The following is a 16740-nucleotide window of genomic DNA, read 5'->3' on the forward strand; positions in this document are numbered from 1 at the left end:
AAAAAAGGGCGACCGAAGTCGCCCAAAATGCCTTGCGTGCTCATGTAATCCAGAAAGACTTATTTTTTCCGCTTATTCGCGTCTTTCCAGATAAAAAAACCAAACCCTACAAAAAACAGCACCATGAGGCTGACAGTCAGCACTCCGGCAAAAACCACATTATCGAAAAACATGACCGGCCTCCTGCACTTGCCCTGTTGCGATAGGGCTAAGTTAATCGAGAAGGCGGATTGGAAAATTGACGGGGATCAATGTCGCCCACAACGGGGCGTAAAGAAGGGTAATAACTGACCTGCATCAACAGATGCAGGCTGTCTCAACGCTTTTTCGGTTTGTTCTTTGGTTTCTTCTTGGCCTTGCCCAACGGCATGGCCTGCTCGAAGGCCTGGCGCACTTCGTTCAGGCGCTTGTCGTTAAGGTCGTGCACGCGCTTGGCACGTTCGGCGTTCAGGTCGATCAGCTTGTCGTCATCGCTCATGGCTTGGCTTACGTTGTGGCGGGAATGCCTCAATAATGCGTCCTGCCCCGCCCGACGGCAAATCAGCGGGCGACAAAATGCAGGCCATCGCCCAAAATCGGCCCTTCCCTCAGGCAACGGAGCGCACTCAAGTGGCACTGCACAAGGACCTTCCGCCCTTGCTGGCCCTGCGCGCCTTTGAAGCCGTGGCGCGGCACTTGAGTTTTAGCAAGGCGGCGCATGAGCTGTCGGTGACCCAGAGCGCACTGAGCCATCAAGTGCAAAAACTTGAGCAGCACCTGGGCAAACCGCTGTTTATCCGACGCACCCGGGCGATTGACCTGACGGGCGACGGCCAACGCTACTACGCCGAAATCCGCCCTGCCCTCGACACCATCGCGGCCGCCACCCGCACCCAGCGCACCGCGCCCAGCACCACGGTGCTGCGCATCGGCCTGCTCGCCTCTTTCGCCACCTTGTGGCTGGCGCCGCGCCTGGCCGACTTTCTGCATCGCTACCCGCATATCCAGGTGGAGTTGTTACCGGCAATTCAACTGGCTGATGTCGCCGCCGCCGAGGTGGACCTGGCGATACGTTACGGCAAGGGCGATTGGCCCGATGTGCAGGCCACGCGCCTGATGGCGGAAGTGATCTCGCCGGTGTGCAGCCCGGCGTTCAAGGCCCGGCATGACAGCCCGTTGCTGATGGCCACCTCCCACCGGCCGTTCGAGTGGACCGATTGGTCCGAGCACCACCACGTCGATCTCGCCAGCCATCCCCGCGTGATGCTGCATGACTACAACATCGTGGTCGAAGCCGCCGTGGCCGGCCAGGGCATCGCCATGGGCCGCCACCGCTTGATCGAGCGTCGGCTCAAGGACGGCAGCCTGGTGGAAGCGTTCGAGTGGCCGCCGTATCACAGTGACATCGGCTACTGGCTGATCGCCCCCCAAGGCCCCGCCAGCGCGGCGGCCGAATGTTTCAGCCAATGGCTGCAGGACGCTTGCCGCGACGCGTGAGTTTTTTCGATGCGTCGGGTGAGATCTATCCGTTTGTCGCCAATGATCCCGGCCGACATGCTCAAGCCTCTTTTACCTTTGAGGATTGATCATGAGCGACTCCCTGCGCCAACGCGTGCAAGCCCTCGGCCTCACGCTGCCGACGCCCAGCCAGCCAGCCGCCAACTACATTAACTACGTGATCAGCGCGAACCAGCTGTTTGTCTCCGGGCAGATTCCGCTGGTGGATGGCCAACCGGCCTACGTCGGCCGACTGGGCGAAGCCCTCAACGATAGCGAAGGCACCCAGGCCGCCGAACTGGCAGCGCTGGGCCTGCTGGGGCAATTGAGCCATGCCCTGGGGGATGACCTGTCGCGCCTGGTGCGCACGGTACGCCTGGGGGTATTTATCGCCAGCAGCGCCGAATTCACGCACCAGAGCGCAGTCGCCAACGGTGCGTCGAACCTGCTGGTGAATGCCCTCGGCGACAAGGGGCGGCATGTGCGCACCGCCGTCGGCGTTGCCAGCCTGCCCGCCGGTGTCGCGGTGGAGGTGGACGGGATTTTCGAGCTGCAACCATGAGCCTGCTCGACACCCAGGCGCTGCGCGACGCCACACCCGGCTGCCAATCCGGCATCGTGCATTTCAATCATGCCGGCGCCTCGCTGCCGAGCCAGGCCACCCTCGATGCCATCATCGCGCACCTGCACCGCGAAGCCCGCGACGGCCCGATGGAAGCCGGCGAACATGGCGCCCTGCTGCTGGAAAACGCCCGCCGCGCCGCCGCGCAATTGCTCAATGCGCCGGCCTCGTCCATTGCCTTCGCCAGCAGCGGCTCGGCCGCCTGGAACATGGCGTTCCAGGCACTGGCGCCGTGGCAGCCGGGCGACCGCATCCTGGTGGGCCGCCATGAATGGGGCGGCAACCTGGCGAGCATGCAGCTCGCGGTGCAAGCCGGCGCCCGCGTGGAGGTCATCCCCTGCGATGCAACCGGCGCGGTGTGCCCGCTGGCGCTGGAGGCGATGATCGACGCCAGAGTGAAGCTGATCGACCTCACGTGGTTGCCAGCCAACGGCGGCCTGATCAACCCGGCCCAAGCCATCGGCGAGATCGCCAAAAAACACGCGATCCCTTACTTCATCGACGCCGGCCAAGCCGTCGGCCAAGTACCGGTGGACGTGCAGGCATTGCACTGCGATGTGCTCAAGTCGGCCGGCCGCAAGCATCTGCGTGGGCCGCGCGGTACCGCGTTGCTGTATGTGCGGCCAGCGTTCCTCGCGCAGTTGAACCCGGCCCAGCGCGACGTGTTTTCCGCACCGTGGACGGCCGACGGCTTCGACCTGCGCAACGACGCCCGCCGTTTTGAAACCAGCGAAGTGTCCTACGCCTTATTGGCGGGATTGGGCAATGCGTTGCAGGAGATAAACCGACTGGGTATCGAGCAGGTGTGGCAAACCATCAGGCAGACCCGTCAGCAGATTCGCGAAGCGCTGGGTCAGATCCCCGGCATTACCGTGCATGATCTGGGCGCCAGCCAATCGGGCCTGATCGCCTTCAACCTGGCTGGTTGGGACGCCTTTGAACTGAAACGGCGGCTGGGCTTGCAGCGCATCAACATCGGCGCCAACGGCGTGGCCTACACCCCGCTGGACATGCAGGCGCGCGGCCTGGCCAGCGTGGCGCGGATTTCCGTCAGCCCGCTCAACAACGCGGATGACATCGAGCGGCTGCTGGCCGCCCTGCGGGCATTGCGCGGCTAGACTTCGACGTCCACCCACAAGCCCTGGCGCGGCGCATCTTCAATCAGCGGTATCACCGGCACGGTGTTGTCGGCGTTGAGCACATCCCCCGGAATCGCCAAGTGCTGTTCCGGGTCTTCATCGGCTTCACGCCGGCGTTTTTGCTGCTCTTGCTGGCGGCGCTGTTCTTCGCGCAGCAGCAGGGTCGATTGCTCGGCGTCGCGGTTTTTCAGGTCGATCGTGCTTTCATTGGAGCCCGGTTGTACTGGCACCACGGGCGGGATATCCGGCTTCTGGCGCACCGGATCGAGTTGTGACGTGACCGGCACAACGCTCACGGGCAGCATGGGTGGCAGCATAGGTTTACTCTCCTGATCAACAGGCTGTCGGCGCGCCACAGGGCGACTTGAGCGCGCACTCGCCAAGCTGTGACCCAGTCGACACTCCCAAGTGCCCGCCACCCGTCGATCCGACTCTCGCTCAGCCACGCAAACGGAGTAGTTTTTGTCAGGAGTCCTTTGGCTGAGGGCCGTGTTCCGTTAAGATAGTCGGCTTTTTCACGGCGGGAGTCAGGCAGCATGGCGCAGCAGTATCAACCGGGGCAACGCTGGATTAGTGACAGCGAAGCAGAGCTGGGGTTAGGCACCGTTCTGGCACAGGACGGGCGCTTGTTGACCGTGCTCTATCCGGCCACTGGCGACACCCGCCAGTATGCGCTACGGAATGCGCCCCTCACCCGCGTGCGGTTCTCGCCGGGTGACAGCATCACCCATTTCGAAGGCTGGAAAATGACCGTACAGGAAGTCGACGACGTCGACGGCCTGCTGGTCTACCACGGCCTCAATGGGCAGAACGAGCAGGTCACCCTGCCGGAAACCCAACTGTCCAATTTCATCCAGTTCCGCCTGGCCAGCGACCGTCTGTTCGCCGGGCAGATCGACCCCCTGGCCTGGTTCTCGCTGCGCTACCACACCCTGGAACACACCAGCCGCCAGTTGCAATCCGCCCTGTGGGGCCTGGGTGGCGTGCGTGCGCAACCGATTGCCCACCAATTGCACATTGCCCGTGAAGTCGCTGACCGTATCGCACCGCGGGTATTGCTGGCCGACGAAGTCGGTCTGGGCAAGACCATCGAAGCCGGCCTGGTGATCCATCGCCAGCTGCTGTCGGGCCGCGCCAACCGCGTGCTGATCCTGGTCCCGGAAAACCTGCAGCACCAGTGGCTGGTGGAAATGCGCCGCCGCTTCAACTTGCAGGTTGCACTGTTCGACGAAGAGCGCTTTATCGAAAGCGATGCCGCCAACCCGTTCGAAGACACCCAGCTGGCCCTGGTGGCGCTGGAATGGCTGGTGGACGACGAGAAGGCCCAGGACGCGCTGTTCGCCGCCGGTTGGGACTTGCTGGTGGTCGACGAAGCCCACCACCTGGTCTGGCACGAAGAGAAAGCCAGCCCGGAATACGCCCTGGTCGAACAACTGGCCGAAGTGATCCCTGGCGTACTGTTGCTCACCGCCACCCCGGAACAACTGGGCCAGGACAGCCACTTCGCACGCCTGCGCCTGCTGGACCCGAACCGCTTCCACGACCTGAAAGCCTTCCGCGCCGAGAGCGAGAACTATCGCCCGGTGGCCGAGGCCGTGCAGGAGCTGATGGACAAGGGTCGCCTGTCGCCCAAGGCGCATAAAACCATCCAGGGTTTCCTCGGCGATGAAGGCGAAGCCCTGCTCACCGCCGTCAACGATGGCGACACCGAAGCCAGCGCACGCCTGGTGCGTGAGCTGCTCGACCGCCACGGCACCGGCCGCGTGCTGTTCCGCAACACCCGCGCCGCCGTGCAGGGTTTCCCGGAGCGCAAGCTGCACGCCTACCCGCTGGCCAACCCGGACGAATACCTCGAACTGCCGCTGGGCGAACACGCCGAGCTGTACCCGGAAGTCAGCTTCCAGGCACAACCGGACATCGACGAAGAACACCGCTGGTGGCGCTTCGACCCGCGTGTCGAATGGCTGATCGACCAGCTGAAAATGCTCAAACGCACCAAGGTCCTGGTGATCTGCGCCCACGCCGAAACCGCCATGGACCTGGAAGACGCCCTGCGCGTGCGTTCCGGTATTCCGGCCACGGTGTTCCACGAGGGCATGAACATCCTCGAGCGTGACCGCGCCGCCGCCTACTTCGCCGATGAAGAGTTCGGCGCCCAGGTGCTGATCTGCTCCGAGATCGGCAGCGAAGGCCGCAACTTCCAGTTCTCCCACCACCTGGTGCTGTTCGACCTGCCGTCCCACCCCGATCTGCTGGAACAGCGCATCGGGCGTCTGGACCGGATCGGCCAGAAACATGTGATCGAACTGCACGTGCCGTACCTCGAGACCAGCCCGCAAGAGCGCCTGTTCCAGTGGTACAACGAAGCGCTGAATGCCTTCCTCAACACCTGCCCGACCGGCAACGCCTTGCAGCACCAGTTCGGCCCACGCCTGCTGCCGCTGCTGGAAGCCGCCGACGATGGCGAGTGGCAAGCCCTGATCGACGAAGCCCGCACCGAGCGCGAGCGCCTGGAGCAAGAGCTGCACACCGGCCGCGACCGCCTGCTGGAACTCAACTCCGGCGGCGCCGGTGAAGGCGATGCGCTGGTCGAGGACATCCTTGAGCAAGACGATCAGTTCGCCCTGCCGATCTACATGGAAACCCTGTTCGACGCGTTTGGCATCGACAGCGAAGACCATTCGGAAAACGCCCTGATCTTGAAGCCGAGCGAAAAAATGCTCGACGCCAGCTTCCCCCTGGGCGACGACGAAGGTGTGACCATCACCTACGACCGCAACCAGGCACTGTCGCGCGAAGACATGCAGTTCATCACCTGGGAACACCCGATGGTGCAGGGCGGCATGGACCTGGTGCTGTCCGGTTCGATGGGCAACACCGCCGTGGCGCTGATCAAGAACAAGGCGCTCAAGCCGGGCACCGTGTTGCTGGAACTGCTCTACGTCAGCGAAGTGGTGGCACCGCGCGCCCTGCAACTGGGGCGTTACCTGCCGCCGGCGGCCCTGCGCTGCCTGCTGGATGCCAATGGCAATGACCTGTCGGGCCGTGTGTCGTTCGTGACCCTCAATGACCAACTGGAAAGCGTGCCACGGGCCAGCGCCAACAAGTTCATCCAGGCCCAGCGCGACCAGCTGACGCCACGGATCAACGCCGGTGAAGAAAAAATCACCCCGCAACATGCCGAGCGCGTGGCCGAGGCCAAGCGTCGCCTGGCGGCGGACACCGACGAAGAACTGGCGCGCTTGACCGCGTTGCAGGCGGTCAACCCGACAGTGCGTGACAGTGAGTTGGTGGCGTTGCGCAACCAGCGTGAGCAAGGGTTGGCGATGCTGGACAAGGCCGCTTTGCGTTTGGAAGCGATTCGCGTCCTGGTCGCCGGCTAAAAAAGAAGGCCCGCGCAATGCGGGCCTTTTTTATAGGCCTTTCGCGCCTCATCGCAGGCAAGCCAGCTCCCACAGTTGACCGAGTTCCAACGTTGGAATGCAGTCAACTGTGGGAGCTGGCTTGCCTGCGATGAGGTCACCTCGGTCTCAAGCTGTAACCGCCGAACCCGGCACCTCCACCGCACTCAACCCCTCCTTCATCTTCTTGGCATCCCGCACAAAACACCGCGACGCCTGGAACAGAAACAGCATGGTCAAGAACAGCGCCACCGGAATCAGGTACATGGCGTCATGCAACCCCACCGCCTTATAAGCCTCGGTCATCTGCTCCGCCCCGGCCGCATACATCGCCGAATGGGCAAAGTGATCGGACAAGCCCCCCACCACAATTGGCCCCATGCCACCACCCAGCAAGTACAACCCGGCGAAGAACAGCGCCATCGCCGTGGCCCGCAGGCGCGGCTCGACCACGTCCTGGATCGCCGTGTACACGCAGGTGTAGAAGTTATAGGCAAACAGCCAGCCCACGCTGAATACCGCGACGAACACGCCGATCTCAATGCGCCCGGCATGCAAGGCCCAGGCGGTGCACACCGTCGAGATAATCAGGCTGAACGCCGCAAACAACAGCCGGCCATTGGCGATGCGCTGATGGATCTTGTCGGCCACCCAGCCGCCCAGGGTCAGGCCCACCAGGCCCGTCAGGCCGACGATGACCCCGGTGGCCACCGCCGCGTCCTGCAACGGCATCAGGAAGTAGCGCTGCAGCATCGGCACCAGGAACGAGTTGCAGGCATAGGTGGCAAAGTTAAAGCACAGGCCAGCCAGCACCAGCCAGAGGAAGGTCGGCACCGCCAGGACGCGGCGGATCGGGCGGTCCACGCGTTCCTGGGACACTTGCACGGTCTCCGCCGCGCCGCGCTTGGGCTCCTTGATATAGAACATGAACACCGCGAGGATCATCCCCGGCACGGCGGCAATAAAGAACGGTGCGCGCCAGCTGTCGAACGCCTTGACCATCCAGCCGATGGTGAAAAATGCCAGCAACAAGCCCAGGGGCAAGCCAAGCATAAAGATGCCCATGGCCCGGGCGCGGCGGTGGGCGGGAAACAGGTCGCCGATCAGCGAGTTGGCCGCCGGTGCGTAGCTGGCCTCGCCGATGCCGATGCCCATGCGCACCAGCAGGAAGGTCCAGAAACTGCCGACCAGGCCATTGACCGCCGTCAGCCCGCTCCAGGCGAACAGGCCCCAGCCCATCAGTTTGCTGCGCGAACCGGTGTCGGCCATGCGCCCGAGGGGCAGGCCGGCAATGGCGTAGACGATGGTAAAGGCGGTACCGATGATGCCGAGCTGGAAGTCGCTCAGGTGCCATTCCATGCGGATCGGCTCGATGATGATCGCGGGAATGGTGCGGTCGAAGAAGTTGAACAGGTTGGCCAGGAACAGCAGGAACAGAATGCGCCAGGCATTCGCCGCTTGGGTCGAGTTCTGCATGGGTCCGTCTCTTTTATTGTTATGAGAGCTGCGATGCCCGATGCATCCTGCCCGGTATCAGCAACATAGTCAGGCTGGCGGCGCTTGTCTGTAATGATTCGTAAAGCTGATAGGGCATGATTTCCCCCAGATTCATGGGACTTCCCCTACGAAAATATATATCTGCGCCCCTCTTCCCAACGGCCATGGCGCAGATAGAATGGCGAGCCTTCCCGTAGTACCCCCTCTTACATTTCTTATCGATGACGTCCATGTCCGAAGCCAGTCCGTGCCTGAATTGTGGTGCCTGCTGTTCACACTTCCGTGTGTCTTTTTTCTGGGGTGAGTGCGCCTCCTCCGGCGGGACGGTACCGGACGATCTGGTGGTGCAGATCAATCCGACGCGCGTGGCCATGATCGGCACCGACCAGAAACCCGTGCGTTGCTGCAGCCTTGAAGGCGAAGTGGGCAAAGGCACCCGTTGCTCGATCTACGAGCAACGGTCGAGCACCTGCCGTGAGTTTGAAGCGTCCTGGCACGAGGGCGTACAGAACGTCGATTGCGATGCCGCCCGCGCGGCCTTTGGCCTGGCGCCGCTGGAGATGCCCTTCGAGCTGGACCTGCCCATCAGCGCTTAGCATCAAACGCTATGGCCGGCATGCCAAAATCGTAGAGATCAAAGTGCCATTATCCATGGCGAATTTCGCAGGCCTTCTATACTCGAGGTCGTAGGCCATCGCTGTAGGCAATGGCGCAACGACTTTTACGGGACATGCTATGGAATGGCTTGGTCTGCATTTTTTTACCGAGCTTCCAGAGAACGGGCACTTATTACTCAATTGCAGTCATAACCCCTTCCTGGTTCTGCTGGCCTACCTGGTCGCGTGTGCGGCGGGTTTTGGCACCCTTGATATGGCCGAGCGGGTCGGCCACGTCGAAGACCCTACCGCTCGTCGCCGCTGGCGCTGGCTCGGTGCCGGTTGCCTGGCGGGTGGCATCTGGTCCACCCACTTCATCAGCATGCTGGCCTTTCAGGCGCCCATTGCCATTCATTACGAATTGATCATGACGTTCGCCTCGCTGCTGATCGCCATGATCGCCGCGCTGTTCGCCATGAAAACCCTCAGCCACACCCATCTGCGGTTCCATCAGTACCTGCTGGCGTCGGTATGGATGGGCCTGGGCATCGCCCTGATGCACTACGTGGGCATGTCGGCCATGCGCTCCCAGGCCGCGGTGTATTTCGAATCCGGGTTGTTCATGGCCTCGGTGGGCATTGCCATCGGCGCCAGCCTGGCGGCGCTGTTGCTGTCGAGCTACCTGCGCAACGGTGCCGGGGTGTTCCACCAACTGCTCAAGTACGCCGCCAGCCTGGTACTGGGCGCCGGCATCCTGAGCATGCATTTCACCGGCATGGCGGCCATGCGCATGCTGGTGCCCACTGGCGCCGATCTATCGCTGCCATTGGACAACAACCCCATTCAACTCGGCCTGTCCGTCGCCGTGATCACGCTGTTGGTGATTGGCAGCAGCGTCAGCGCCGCCCTCGCGGACAAGAAGCTTCAGCATAAGGAACGCGACCTGCGCCGGGTCAACGCCCTGCTCAGCGAACTGGACCAGGCCCGCGCCTCCCTGCAACAGGTGGCGCACTTTGACGCGTTGACCAGCCTGCTCAATCGGCGCGGTTTCAACCAGATCTTTGCCGAGAAGCTCGACGAGAAAACCAGGACTCACGGCATGATGGCCGTGGTTTTCCTCGATATCGATCATTTCAAACGCATCAACGACAGCCTCGGGCATGACGCAGGCGACCAGTTGCTCACCGTGCTCGCCGCGCATATCAAAGGCACGGTGCGCAGTCATGAAGATGTGGTGGCTCGGTTCGGTGGCGATGAGTTCTGCATTCTGATCAGCGTCCATCACCGTGACGAAGCGCGCCACCTGGCCCAACGCATCATGCAAAAAATGAAAGAACCGATCGAACTGGCCGGGCGGCGCATGGTGATGACCACCAGCATTGGTATCAGCCTGTTTCCCGATGATGGCCTCACCTGTGAAGAGCTGCTGAAAACCGCCGACCTGGCGCTGTACCAATCCAAGGACACCGGGCGCAACAGCCTGACCTTCTTCAGCTCCAACCTGAAAACCCGCGCCTTCCTCGAACTGCAACTGGAAGAAGAACTGCGCGGTGCCCTGCGTGCGCGCAACCAACTGGTGCTGTTCTACCAACCGATCTTCGACATGAAGCTGGGCAAGGTCACGCGCCTGGAGGCCCTGGTGCGCTGGCAGCACCCGGTGCATGGCCTGCTCGCCCCGGACCGCTTTATCGGCATCGCCGAAAACAATGGGCTGATTGCCGACCTGGACCACTGGGTATTGCGCCAGGCCTGTCATGACCTGAGCCTGTTGTCTGACCGGGGCTACACCGAACTGACCATGGCGGTGAACTGCTCGGCCCTCAACCTGGCCCGCGACGAACTGGCCGACGAGATCGAAGACGCCCTGCGCTTCAGCGGCATCGCGGCCCACCGCCTGGAACTGGAAGTCACCGAAAACGCCCTGATGGGCAATATCAGCAGCACCCTCGCCCTGTTGCGGCAGATCCGTGCGCTGGGCGTGTCGCTGGCCATCGACGACTTCGGCACCGGGTATTCGTCCCTCGCCTATCTCAAGCGCCTGCCGCTGAACACCTTGAAGATCGATCGCTCATTTATCCAGGACATCCCCAAGTCCACCGCCGACATCGAGATCGTCCAGGCGATTATCGGCATGGCCCACACCCTGCACCTGCAAGTGGTGACCGAAGGCGTGGAAACCCAGGCGCAATTCGAGCTGCTGCTCAAGCATGGCTGCGATTACGTCCAGGGTTACCTGTTGAGCCCGGCGGTGTGTGCCGCCGACGTGATCGGTGTCATCCAGGGCATTCAGATGCGTAATCCGTTGTACCCATTCAGCGTGGCGGGCACCAAGGACCCGCTGGCCCCCAGAAGTCCCTCCCCGGTCCGTATCGGCCCCACTTCGGTGATTCGGCCAATTCGCTGACGCCGAAACTTTGGCATTTCGCCATCATTTGCTTAAAGAAACCCGACAGACGGCCGATTCATCAGAGTCCGGCCACGATTTCCCTTGAAAAAGCAGGGTTAAACCCACGCGTCCCGGACGAAAACGCGCTGCAAAGTCGCGAACTCCCATTCAGTGATGGCTCCTTGAATTCTTCCAGCCATCCGTCCAAGTACATGGCGCCCAATGACTTCCAAAAATAACTCTGCCACCGTGGTTCCCGACGAGTTGCCGACAGCACCTGCGGAAAAATCCCCAGGTTCAAAGTCATTGAGCAGCGCCCGCCCGCTGGCGACCCAGCAGTACTTGTACTTCACCGAAACCAATACCGACCGCATCCTCGACAACCTCGACGGCCTGCGTGACATGGTGTTCCCGCGCCTGCCCCAACAGGAAGGCGACGGCGACCCGCGCAACGAGCAGGAATTTCCCTCGGTATGCCTGATCGGCCTGGGCCGCTGCGGTTCGAACATCGCGCTGGACGTGGCGGAACTGGTGTACAACGCGCGCAAGTTCTACCTGAACGAATTCAGTAACGAAGACAAGTCGGTGGACAAGGGCTACAGCCCGGCCCAGTGGATTCGCAACAACCTGCGCCTGGGCGGCGGCAAGGCCAGCAAGCCGGTATTCCTGGTGGAACCGCTGGTGATGCTGGGCGACTTGGACAAGGACATCGCCGGGCGCATCCGCTTCTCGCGCAAGGGCGAAAAAAGCGGCTTCTTGCGCGACTACAGCAAGATGAAAATCATGGACCTCTCGGAAGTCCATGCCGGTGGCGCCGGTAACGCGCCGATCCTCGGCCAGTACCTGGCCAAGATCATCCTCAACAAGGACACCCAGCGTTTCTCCAGCCCCGACTGGAAAATGATCCACTCGTACCTGATCGACTCCTGCGGCATCAAGGCCAACCAGTCGCGCCTGTACTTCTCGATCTTCAGCGCCGGCGGTGGTACTGGCTCGGGCATGGCCTCGGAATTCGGCCTGGCCCAGCAGCACTCCTATATGAACAAGACGTTCGACACCAAGCCCGCCGACGAGCACGACAGCAAGAGCGGCCACGCGTTTGTGTTCGAGCCGATCTTCACCAGCGGCATCTGCGTGCTGCCGAATATCTCCGACCACCGCAGCGAAATGTCCGAGGCGCTGCACATCAACGCGGGGCGTTTGCTCTGCAAGTATCTGTCGGAAGAATGGGATTTCTCGTACAACTTCGCCAACGAAGACAGCAGCGAAGCCAGCGTGAAGGGGCGTATCCGGCCGTGGAACGCGATGATGCTGATCTCCAACGACATCATGCGTTACGCCGAAGAAAGCGATGACGGCAATATCCAGAACATTGACGTCAATGCCATGGAAAAACACGCCAACCAGTACATCTCCCAGCAGATCTTCAACATCCTCACCGCCCAGGCGGTGACCACCGACTACGACCAGAACTACTTCCGTCGCGCCGGTATCGACATTGGCGAGACCATCCGCCTGGATGCCAACGACCTGTTCATGAGCCTGGCCGGCCCGGTGGCGATTGCCTACGCCGAATCCGTGGTCCCGGAAACCCCGGCGCCGTCCAATGACAAGTTCAAGGTGTTCGATAAAGAACCGCAGCGCCTGAACATCGACGACCTGTTCTTCCGCTCCATCGACCTGCCGCACTTCAACAAGGTCACCCAGGCCATCGAAGGCATCAGCCTGTTGCCGATCGAGTCCAAGCGCTACAAGGCGTCCCTGGAGCAGTACAAGAATTCCGGCTACGACGCGGCGGCGCTGCACGACCTGCACTTCTTCAAGAACTGCTCGTCGGTGGTGTCCATCGTTTCGTTGCCCAAGGACTACAAGCTGTCCTACATGGACCTGAACCGGCTCAAGACCCACCTCAACAGCCTGTTCCCCAACACCACGCTCAAGCGGTATGCCTTGGTGATCGGCGCTTCGGCCAACCTGTCGCTGACCACCCTGATCGCCAAGAGCCCGTGCCTGTCGGATGATTTCCTCACGCTGATCGTGGCGTTTATCAAGCGCTGTTTTGCGCGCAACCCGTACCGTTTCGATGAGACGCTGGACAACTCGATCCTGGACTTCATCATCCACGAGGACTTCGACGAAGACCGCATCGACGAGTTGCTCAACGAGTTTGAAAACCCGGCGAAGATCCTCGATACCAACTGGTACGCGATCAAGCCGATGTATGAGAAGAAGTACCGCGAGCTGATCAACGACAAAGAGAAGTTTGTCTCGATCAATGACATTCGACTGTCACGGGATTGCGTGAAGAAGGCGATCAAGTACCTGCGCGAGATCTATCGTCATCGCATCGGCAAGACCAAGGTCATTTCCTTGAACAACTACACCGGCAAGACGTTCTAGGCCGCGGAGGCGGCGCCACTCGGCGCCGCCGCCCTGTTATTGGGCCAGGCGCTGGCGCAGGAAGGCCAGGATGGTTTGCTCGTCCGCCGCCTTGGCGGGCCGGGGCATGTGCTGCGGCCATCCGGCGTCCTTCGCCTGCAGCAGCTTCTTCTGCTCAGCCTCGTCCCAGCGTCGTATTTCCTTGCAGGCGGATTCCCACCAGCCGTGTCGGCAGACGTCGTAGTACGGGTGCTCGGGCGCGGAGCTGCCGTAGAGCAAGTCACGGCCGACCTTCTTCAGATGCTTGCGCAGGTTGCGCAACTGCCACTTGATCCACACGCGCTGCAGTGGCGATGGCATCGGCTTGAAGCGCGGCACATCCAGGCAGCGTGCGACCAGTTCCGGGCTGAACGCCTCACCGTGCAGGCCAAAAAAGTGCGCCTGCATGGCATGGAAGAAGCGCTTGTCGGCGTAAAAGTGGTGCACGAACTTGCGCGCCTCGCGCACCGGCTTGCCGCGCATCGCGAAGGAAATCGCCACCTGCTCGATGGTGTGGATGTCGAACGACTCGCGGGTCCACTCGTCGATAAAGCCGATCGCCGTTTCGAGCAGCGGTGCGTCACTCGCCCGCACACCGCACAGGCCGCTGTTGTATAGCTTGAAACCATTGCTGGCACTGATGCCATGGGCCTGTAGGTCGCGACCCAATTTGAGGTAGTCCGGACGCTTGCAGACGTAGCTCCAGTCGTATTCGAACTCGTCCATCACATACTGGCCGGGCTCGATCAGCTCGAGTACGCGGTGGGGCGATTTGAGAAACAGCGTGTCGGTATCAACGAACAGGGTCTTGTCCGCCAGCGTCAGCCCATGGGCGATGGCGCAGGCCTTGCGGCGGTGGGTGTAGCCGTTGTCGCCCTGCCACCGGGTCAAGGTCTGCTCATCCAGTGCGAGCGTTTCGACTGGCCAGCCGGTGTAGTCCTGCGGACGATCCGTCATGACCCGAATGCACAACGACTCGCCCTGCTTGAGCTGCGACAGGGCGGTGAGGATGCTGAACTTGGCCTCGCGTCGATAAACATCCTGTTCACCGTAGACAAGGTAGAGCAGCTGGTGCGGGGTTTTTAGTAAGGGCGGCAGCGTGGACGGCATGACGGGCTCCATGGAACAAGCCGCGAACTTTACCGGAATCCACTGACAAATCCGCGCAACCCGCAGATTTATCTTACAAATGACCCTTGTTTATTCACACCAGGAAACAATTCTCCCACCGGTTAGCCGGGCTCAAAACTGTTCCCATGACGCGCACGTCACCCTGCGCTGTGACCTTTCTCTACGGCAACTTGCCATCACGGCGCCAGCGGTTACTCCGCTACACACTTCTGCCAGGGAAAAACATGCACCTTTTTTGTGCGAGGTTTTCTTACGCTGCCCTTTCCTGGATCAGAATCCACGGCGAAACCACCACGGCCCACAGGCTCGGATCACGCTCAACCAGGTCCAATGCCCGCGTCGCAGACACTTCGCCAAGGCTGCCCGAGGCCAGCCAGGCAGCCACTTTGTCACGGTTGTCCTCGGCCATTCCTTCGGCGGCCTCGATCAAATCCAGGCCGGCATCGACCCACAATAGGGCACCCTTGGCAAAGAACGGTTCAAGCTCCTTCCAGGAAATTTCGGCGGTTTCACCGAGCAGCTTGGCATAGAGGGTGCTAGGTTCTTGCGTCATGGGAGTTCACCTTGGGGAAAAAACGGCGCAATCATAACGTCACGCCCTTGGTAGAAAAACCCAGTTGCAAATGAGGCATCGATAGAAAGTGTCAGAAAAGCCAAGGATTGCCTGAAACTCTGGCATAAGCCCGCCGCAATTCTGTCTTTTTCTTTCATTTAAGCGACACACCCGGGTTTTGCCCCCAGCAGCCAGCTTTTCAAGCGATCAACCGGCGCTCTACACTGTACCGGTACAGTTGCCAGGTCGCTGCCGGGGGGATATCCGAGATATCCGATCCGGTTCTGCAGCTCACAAGGCCGCTAGAACTATAAAAAATACAACAGTAAGAGTGGAGCACTATGAATAAGGCTACTAAGCAGATTTCCAAACTGTTTGCCGCTATGGTCCTGGCTGGGGTTGCCGGCCATTCGTTCGCAGCTGATACCATCAAGATCGGTATCGCCGGGCCCAAGACCGGTCCAGTGACGCAATACGGTGACATGCAGTTCACCGGCGCCAAGCAAGCCATCAAAGACATCAACGCCAAGGGCGGCGTAGACGGCAAGATGCTTGAAGCCAAGGAATACGATGACGCTTGCGATCCTAAACAAGCGGTTGCCGTAGCCAACAAAGTGGTCAACGACGGCGTCAAGTTTGTCATCGGTCACCTCTGCTCCAGCTCCACTCAACCAGCGTCCGACATCTATGAAGATGAAGGCGTGATCATGATCACCCCAGCCGCCACCAGCCCGGACATCACTTCCCGTGGCTACAAGCTGGTGTTCCGCACCATCGGCCTGGACAGCGCCCAGGGCCCGGCAGCCGGCAACTACATCGCCGACCACGTGAAGCCGAAAGTCGTTGCCGTCCTGCACGACAAGCAGCAATACGGTGAAGGCATCGCCACTGCCGTCAAACAGACCCTGGAGAAGAAAGGCACCAAGGTTGCCGTCTTCGAAGGCCTGAACGCTGGCGACAAAGACTTCTCCTCGATCATCCAGAAGCTCAAGCAAGCCAACGTCGACTTCGTCTACTACGGCGGCTACCACCCAGAGCTGGGCCTGATCCTGCGCCAGTCCCAGGAAAAAGGCCTGAAAGCCAAGTTCATGGGCCCGGAAGGCGTCGGCAACGACTCCATCTCGCAAATCGCCCAGGGTGCTTCCGAAGGCCTGCTGGTGACCCTGCCGAAGTCGTTCGACTCCGAGCCTGAAAACAAGGCCATCGTTGACGCCATCAAGGCTGACGGCAAGGACCCAAGCGGCCCGTTCGTGTTCCCGGCCTACTCCGCCGTTGAGCTGATCGCAGGCGGTATCAAGGCTGCGAAGAGCGAAGACACCGCCAAAGTGGCCGAAGCCATCCACGCGGGCACCTTCAAGACCCCAACCGGCGACCTGAGCTTCGACGCCAAGGGCGACCTGAAGGACTTCAAGTTCGTGGTCTACGAATGGCACTTCGGCAAACCAAAAACCGAAGTTTCCCCTCAGTAAGCCAGGCATTACTGGTCCAACAAGCCCACTGTGAGAGCAGTGGGCTTTGTTT

General features: G+C 61.2%; 15 protein-coding genes. 8 read left to right on the plus strand and 7 right to left on the minus strand.

Annotation, left to right across the window (positions count from 1 at the left end):
* Positions 1–59 precede the first annotated feature (59 nt).
* Positions 60–173, minus strand: a complete 114-nt coding sequence (gene ccoM, locus B348_RS1000000132090) for a cytochrome c oxidase subunit CcoM (RefSeq protein ID WP_017735918.1) — start codon at positions 171–173, stop codon at positions 60–62.
* A gap of 143 nt (positions 174–316) precedes the next feature.
* Positions 317–478, minus strand: a complete 162-nt coding sequence (locus B348_RS1000000131735; RefSeq protein WP_003172386.1) for a hypothetical protein — start codon at positions 476–478, stop codon at positions 317–319.
* Between the two features lie 131 nt (positions 479–609).
* Here B348_RS1000000131735 and B348_RS0109675 point away from each other — a divergent pair, with 131 nt between their 5' ends.
* The 3 genes from B348_RS0109675 to B348_RS0109685 all read left to right on the plus strand — a co-directional run bounded on the left by B348_RS0109675 (position 610) and on the right by B348_RS0109685 (position 3216).
* On the plus strand, positions 610–1476 hold the full coding sequence (locus B348_RS0109675) for a LysR substrate-binding domain-containing protein (RefSeq protein WP_026136691.1): 867 nt from the start codon (positions 610–612) through the stop codon (positions 1474–1476).
* Between the two features lie 91 nt (positions 1477–1567).
* The gene (locus B348_RS0109680; RefSeq protein WP_017735920.1) at positions 1568–2038 is read left to right on the plus strand and encodes a RidA family protein; all 471 of its coding nucleotides are present in this window, start codon (positions 1568–1570) and stop codon (positions 2036–2038) included.
* Entirely contained in the window at positions 2035–3216 is a 1182-nt protein-coding gene (locus tag B348_RS0109685; RefSeq protein WP_017735921.1) for an aminotransferase class V-fold PLP-dependent enzyme, read from the plus strand. Before B348_RS0109680 ends, B348_RS0109685 begins: the two co-directional genes overlap by 4 nt.
* Here the strand turns inward: B348_RS0109685 and B348_RS0109690 are convergent.
* A complete protein-coding gene (locus B348_RS0109690) occupies positions 3213–3554 on the minus strand; it encodes a hypothetical protein (RefSeq protein WP_017735922.1) in 342 nt (113 codons plus the stop codon). The genes B348_RS0109685 and B348_RS0109690 overlap by 4 nt on opposite strands.
* A gap of 219 nt (positions 3555–3773) precedes the next feature.
* On the opposite strand from B348_RS0109690, the gene rapA reads away from it, so the two are divergent.
* Positions 3774–6620, plus strand: a complete 2847-nt coding sequence (rapA, locus tag B348_RS0109695; protein ID WP_017735923.1) for an RNA polymerase-associated protein RapA — start codon at positions 3774–3776, stop codon at positions 6618–6620.
* Positions 6621–6767: 147 nt separating this feature from the next.
* Here rapA and B348_RS0109700 read toward each other — a convergent pair whose 3' ends face one another.
* The gene (locus tag B348_RS0109700) at positions 6768–8114 is read right to left on the minus strand and encodes an MFS transporter (RefSeq protein ID WP_017735924.1); all 1347 of its coding nucleotides are present in this window, start codon (positions 8112–8114) and stop codon (positions 6768–6770) included.
* A 251-nt stretch (positions 8115–8365) separates the two neighbouring features.
* Here B348_RS0109700 and B348_RS0109710 point away from each other — a divergent pair, with 251 nt between their 5' ends.
* The 3 genes from B348_RS0109710 (at position 8366) to B348_RS0109720 (ending at position 13517) form a co-directional block, all read left to right on the plus strand.
* Positions 8366–8731, plus strand: coding sequence for a YkgJ family cysteine cluster protein (locus B348_RS0109710; RefSeq protein WP_026136692.1), 366 nt, complete (start codon positions 8366–8368; stop codon positions 8729–8731).
* A gap of 139 nt (positions 8732–8870) precedes the next feature.
* Entirely contained in the window at positions 8871–11135 is a 2265-nt protein-coding gene (locus B348_RS0109715; RefSeq protein WP_026136693.1) for a bifunctional diguanylate cyclase/phosphodiesterase, read from the plus strand.
* A 204-nt stretch (positions 11136–11339) separates the two neighbouring features.
* Positions 11340–13517 (plus strand): hypothetical protein, encoded by a 2178-nt coding sequence (locus tag B348_RS0109720; RefSeq protein WP_026136694.1) that lies wholly within the window; start codon positions 11340–11342, stop codon positions 13515–13517.
* A gap of 36 nt (positions 13518–13553) precedes the next feature.
* Here the strand turns inward: B348_RS0109720 and B348_RS0109725 are convergent, their stop codons facing one another.
* The 3 genes from B348_RS0109725 to B348_RS1000000131740 all read right to left on the minus strand — a co-directional run bounded on the left by B348_RS0109725 (position 13554) and on the right by B348_RS1000000131740 (position 15377).
* Entirely contained in the window at positions 13554–14645 is a 1092-nt protein-coding gene (locus B348_RS0109725; protein ID WP_017735929.1) for a hypothetical protein, read from the minus strand.
* 271 nt (positions 14646–14916) lie between these two features.
* Complete coding sequence (locus B348_RS0109730) at positions 14917–15219, minus strand: DUF2288 domain-containing protein (RefSeq protein ID WP_017735930.1); 303 nt, start codon at positions 15217–15219, stop codon at positions 14917–14919.
* Positions 15216–15377, minus strand: a complete 162-nt coding sequence (locus B348_RS1000000131740) for a hypothetical protein (protein WP_177325324.1) — start codon at positions 15375–15377, stop codon at positions 15216–15218. Before B348_RS1000000131740 ends, B348_RS0109730 begins: the two co-directional genes overlap by 4 nt.
* Positions 15378–15560: 183 nt before the next feature.
* Here B348_RS1000000131740 and B348_RS0109735 point away from each other — a divergent pair, with 183 nt between their 5' ends.
* Entirely contained in the window at positions 15561–16688 is a 1128-nt protein-coding gene (locus tag B348_RS0109735) for a branched-chain amino acid ABC transporter substrate-binding protein (RefSeq protein ID WP_017735931.1), read from the plus strand.
* Positions 16689–16740: the final 52 nt, after the last annotated feature.

Source organism: Pseudomonas sp. CBZ-4, assembly GCF_000346755.1.
GTDB lineage: Bacteria > Pseudomonadota > Gammaproteobacteria > Pseudomonadales > Pseudomonadaceae > Aquipseudomonas.

Excerpts from the sequence above, each read along its gene's own strand:
- ccoM (WP_017735918.1), bottom strand. The coding sequence starts at position 173 with ATGTTTTTCGATAATGTGGTTTTTGCCGGAGTGCTGACTGTCAGCCTC.
- B348_RS1000000131735 (WP_003172386.1), bottom strand. The coding sequence starts at position 478 with ATGAGCGATGACGACAAGCTGATCGACCTGAACGCCGAACGTGCCAAG.
- B348_RS0109680 (WP_017735920.1), top strand. The coding sequence starts at position 1,568 with ATGAGCGACTCCCTGCGCCAACGCGTGCAAGCCCTCGGCCTCACGCTG.
- B348_RS0109685 (WP_017735921.1), top strand. The coding sequence starts at position 2,035 with ATGAGCCTGCTCGACACCCAGGCGCTGCGCGACGCCACACCCGGCTGC.
- B348_RS0109690 (WP_017735922.1), bottom strand. The coding sequence starts at position 3,554 with ATGCTGCCACCCATGCTGCCCGTGAGCGTTGTGCCGGTCACGTCACAA.
- rapA (WP_017735923.1), top strand. The coding sequence starts at position 3,774 with ATGGCGCAGCAGTATCAACCGGGGCAACGCTGGATTAGTGACAGCGAA.
- B348_RS0109700 (WP_017735924.1), bottom strand. The coding sequence starts at position 8,114 with ATGCAGAACTCGACCCAAGCGGCGAATGCCTGGCGCATTCTGTTCCTG.
- B348_RS0109710 (WP_026136692.1), top strand. The coding sequence starts at position 8,366 with ATGTCCGAAGCCAGTCCGTGCCTGAATTGTGGTGCCTGCTGTTCACAC.
- B348_RS0109715 (WP_026136693.1), top strand. The coding sequence starts at position 8,871 with ATGGAATGGCTTGGTCTGCATTTTTTTACCGAGCTTCCAGAGAACGGG.
- B348_RS0109720 (WP_026136694.1), top strand. The coding sequence starts at position 11,340 with ATGACTTCCAAAAATAACTCTGCCACCGTGGTTCCCGACGAGTTGCCG.
- B348_RS0109725 (WP_017735929.1), bottom strand. The coding sequence starts at position 14,645 with ATGCCGTCCACGCTGCCGCCCTTACTAAAAACCCCGCACCAGCTGCTC.
- B348_RS0109730 (WP_017735930.1), bottom strand. The coding sequence starts at position 15,219 with ATGACGCAAGAACCTAGCACCCTCTATGCCAAGCTGCTCGGTGAAACC.
- B348_RS1000000131740 (WP_177325324.1), bottom strand. The coding sequence starts at position 15,377 with ATGAAAGAAAAAGACAGAATTGCGGCGGGCTTATGCCAGAGTTTCAGG.
- B348_RS0109735 (WP_017735931.1), top strand. The coding sequence starts at position 15,561 with ATGAATAAGGCTACTAAGCAGATTTCCAAACTGTTTGCCGCTATGGTC.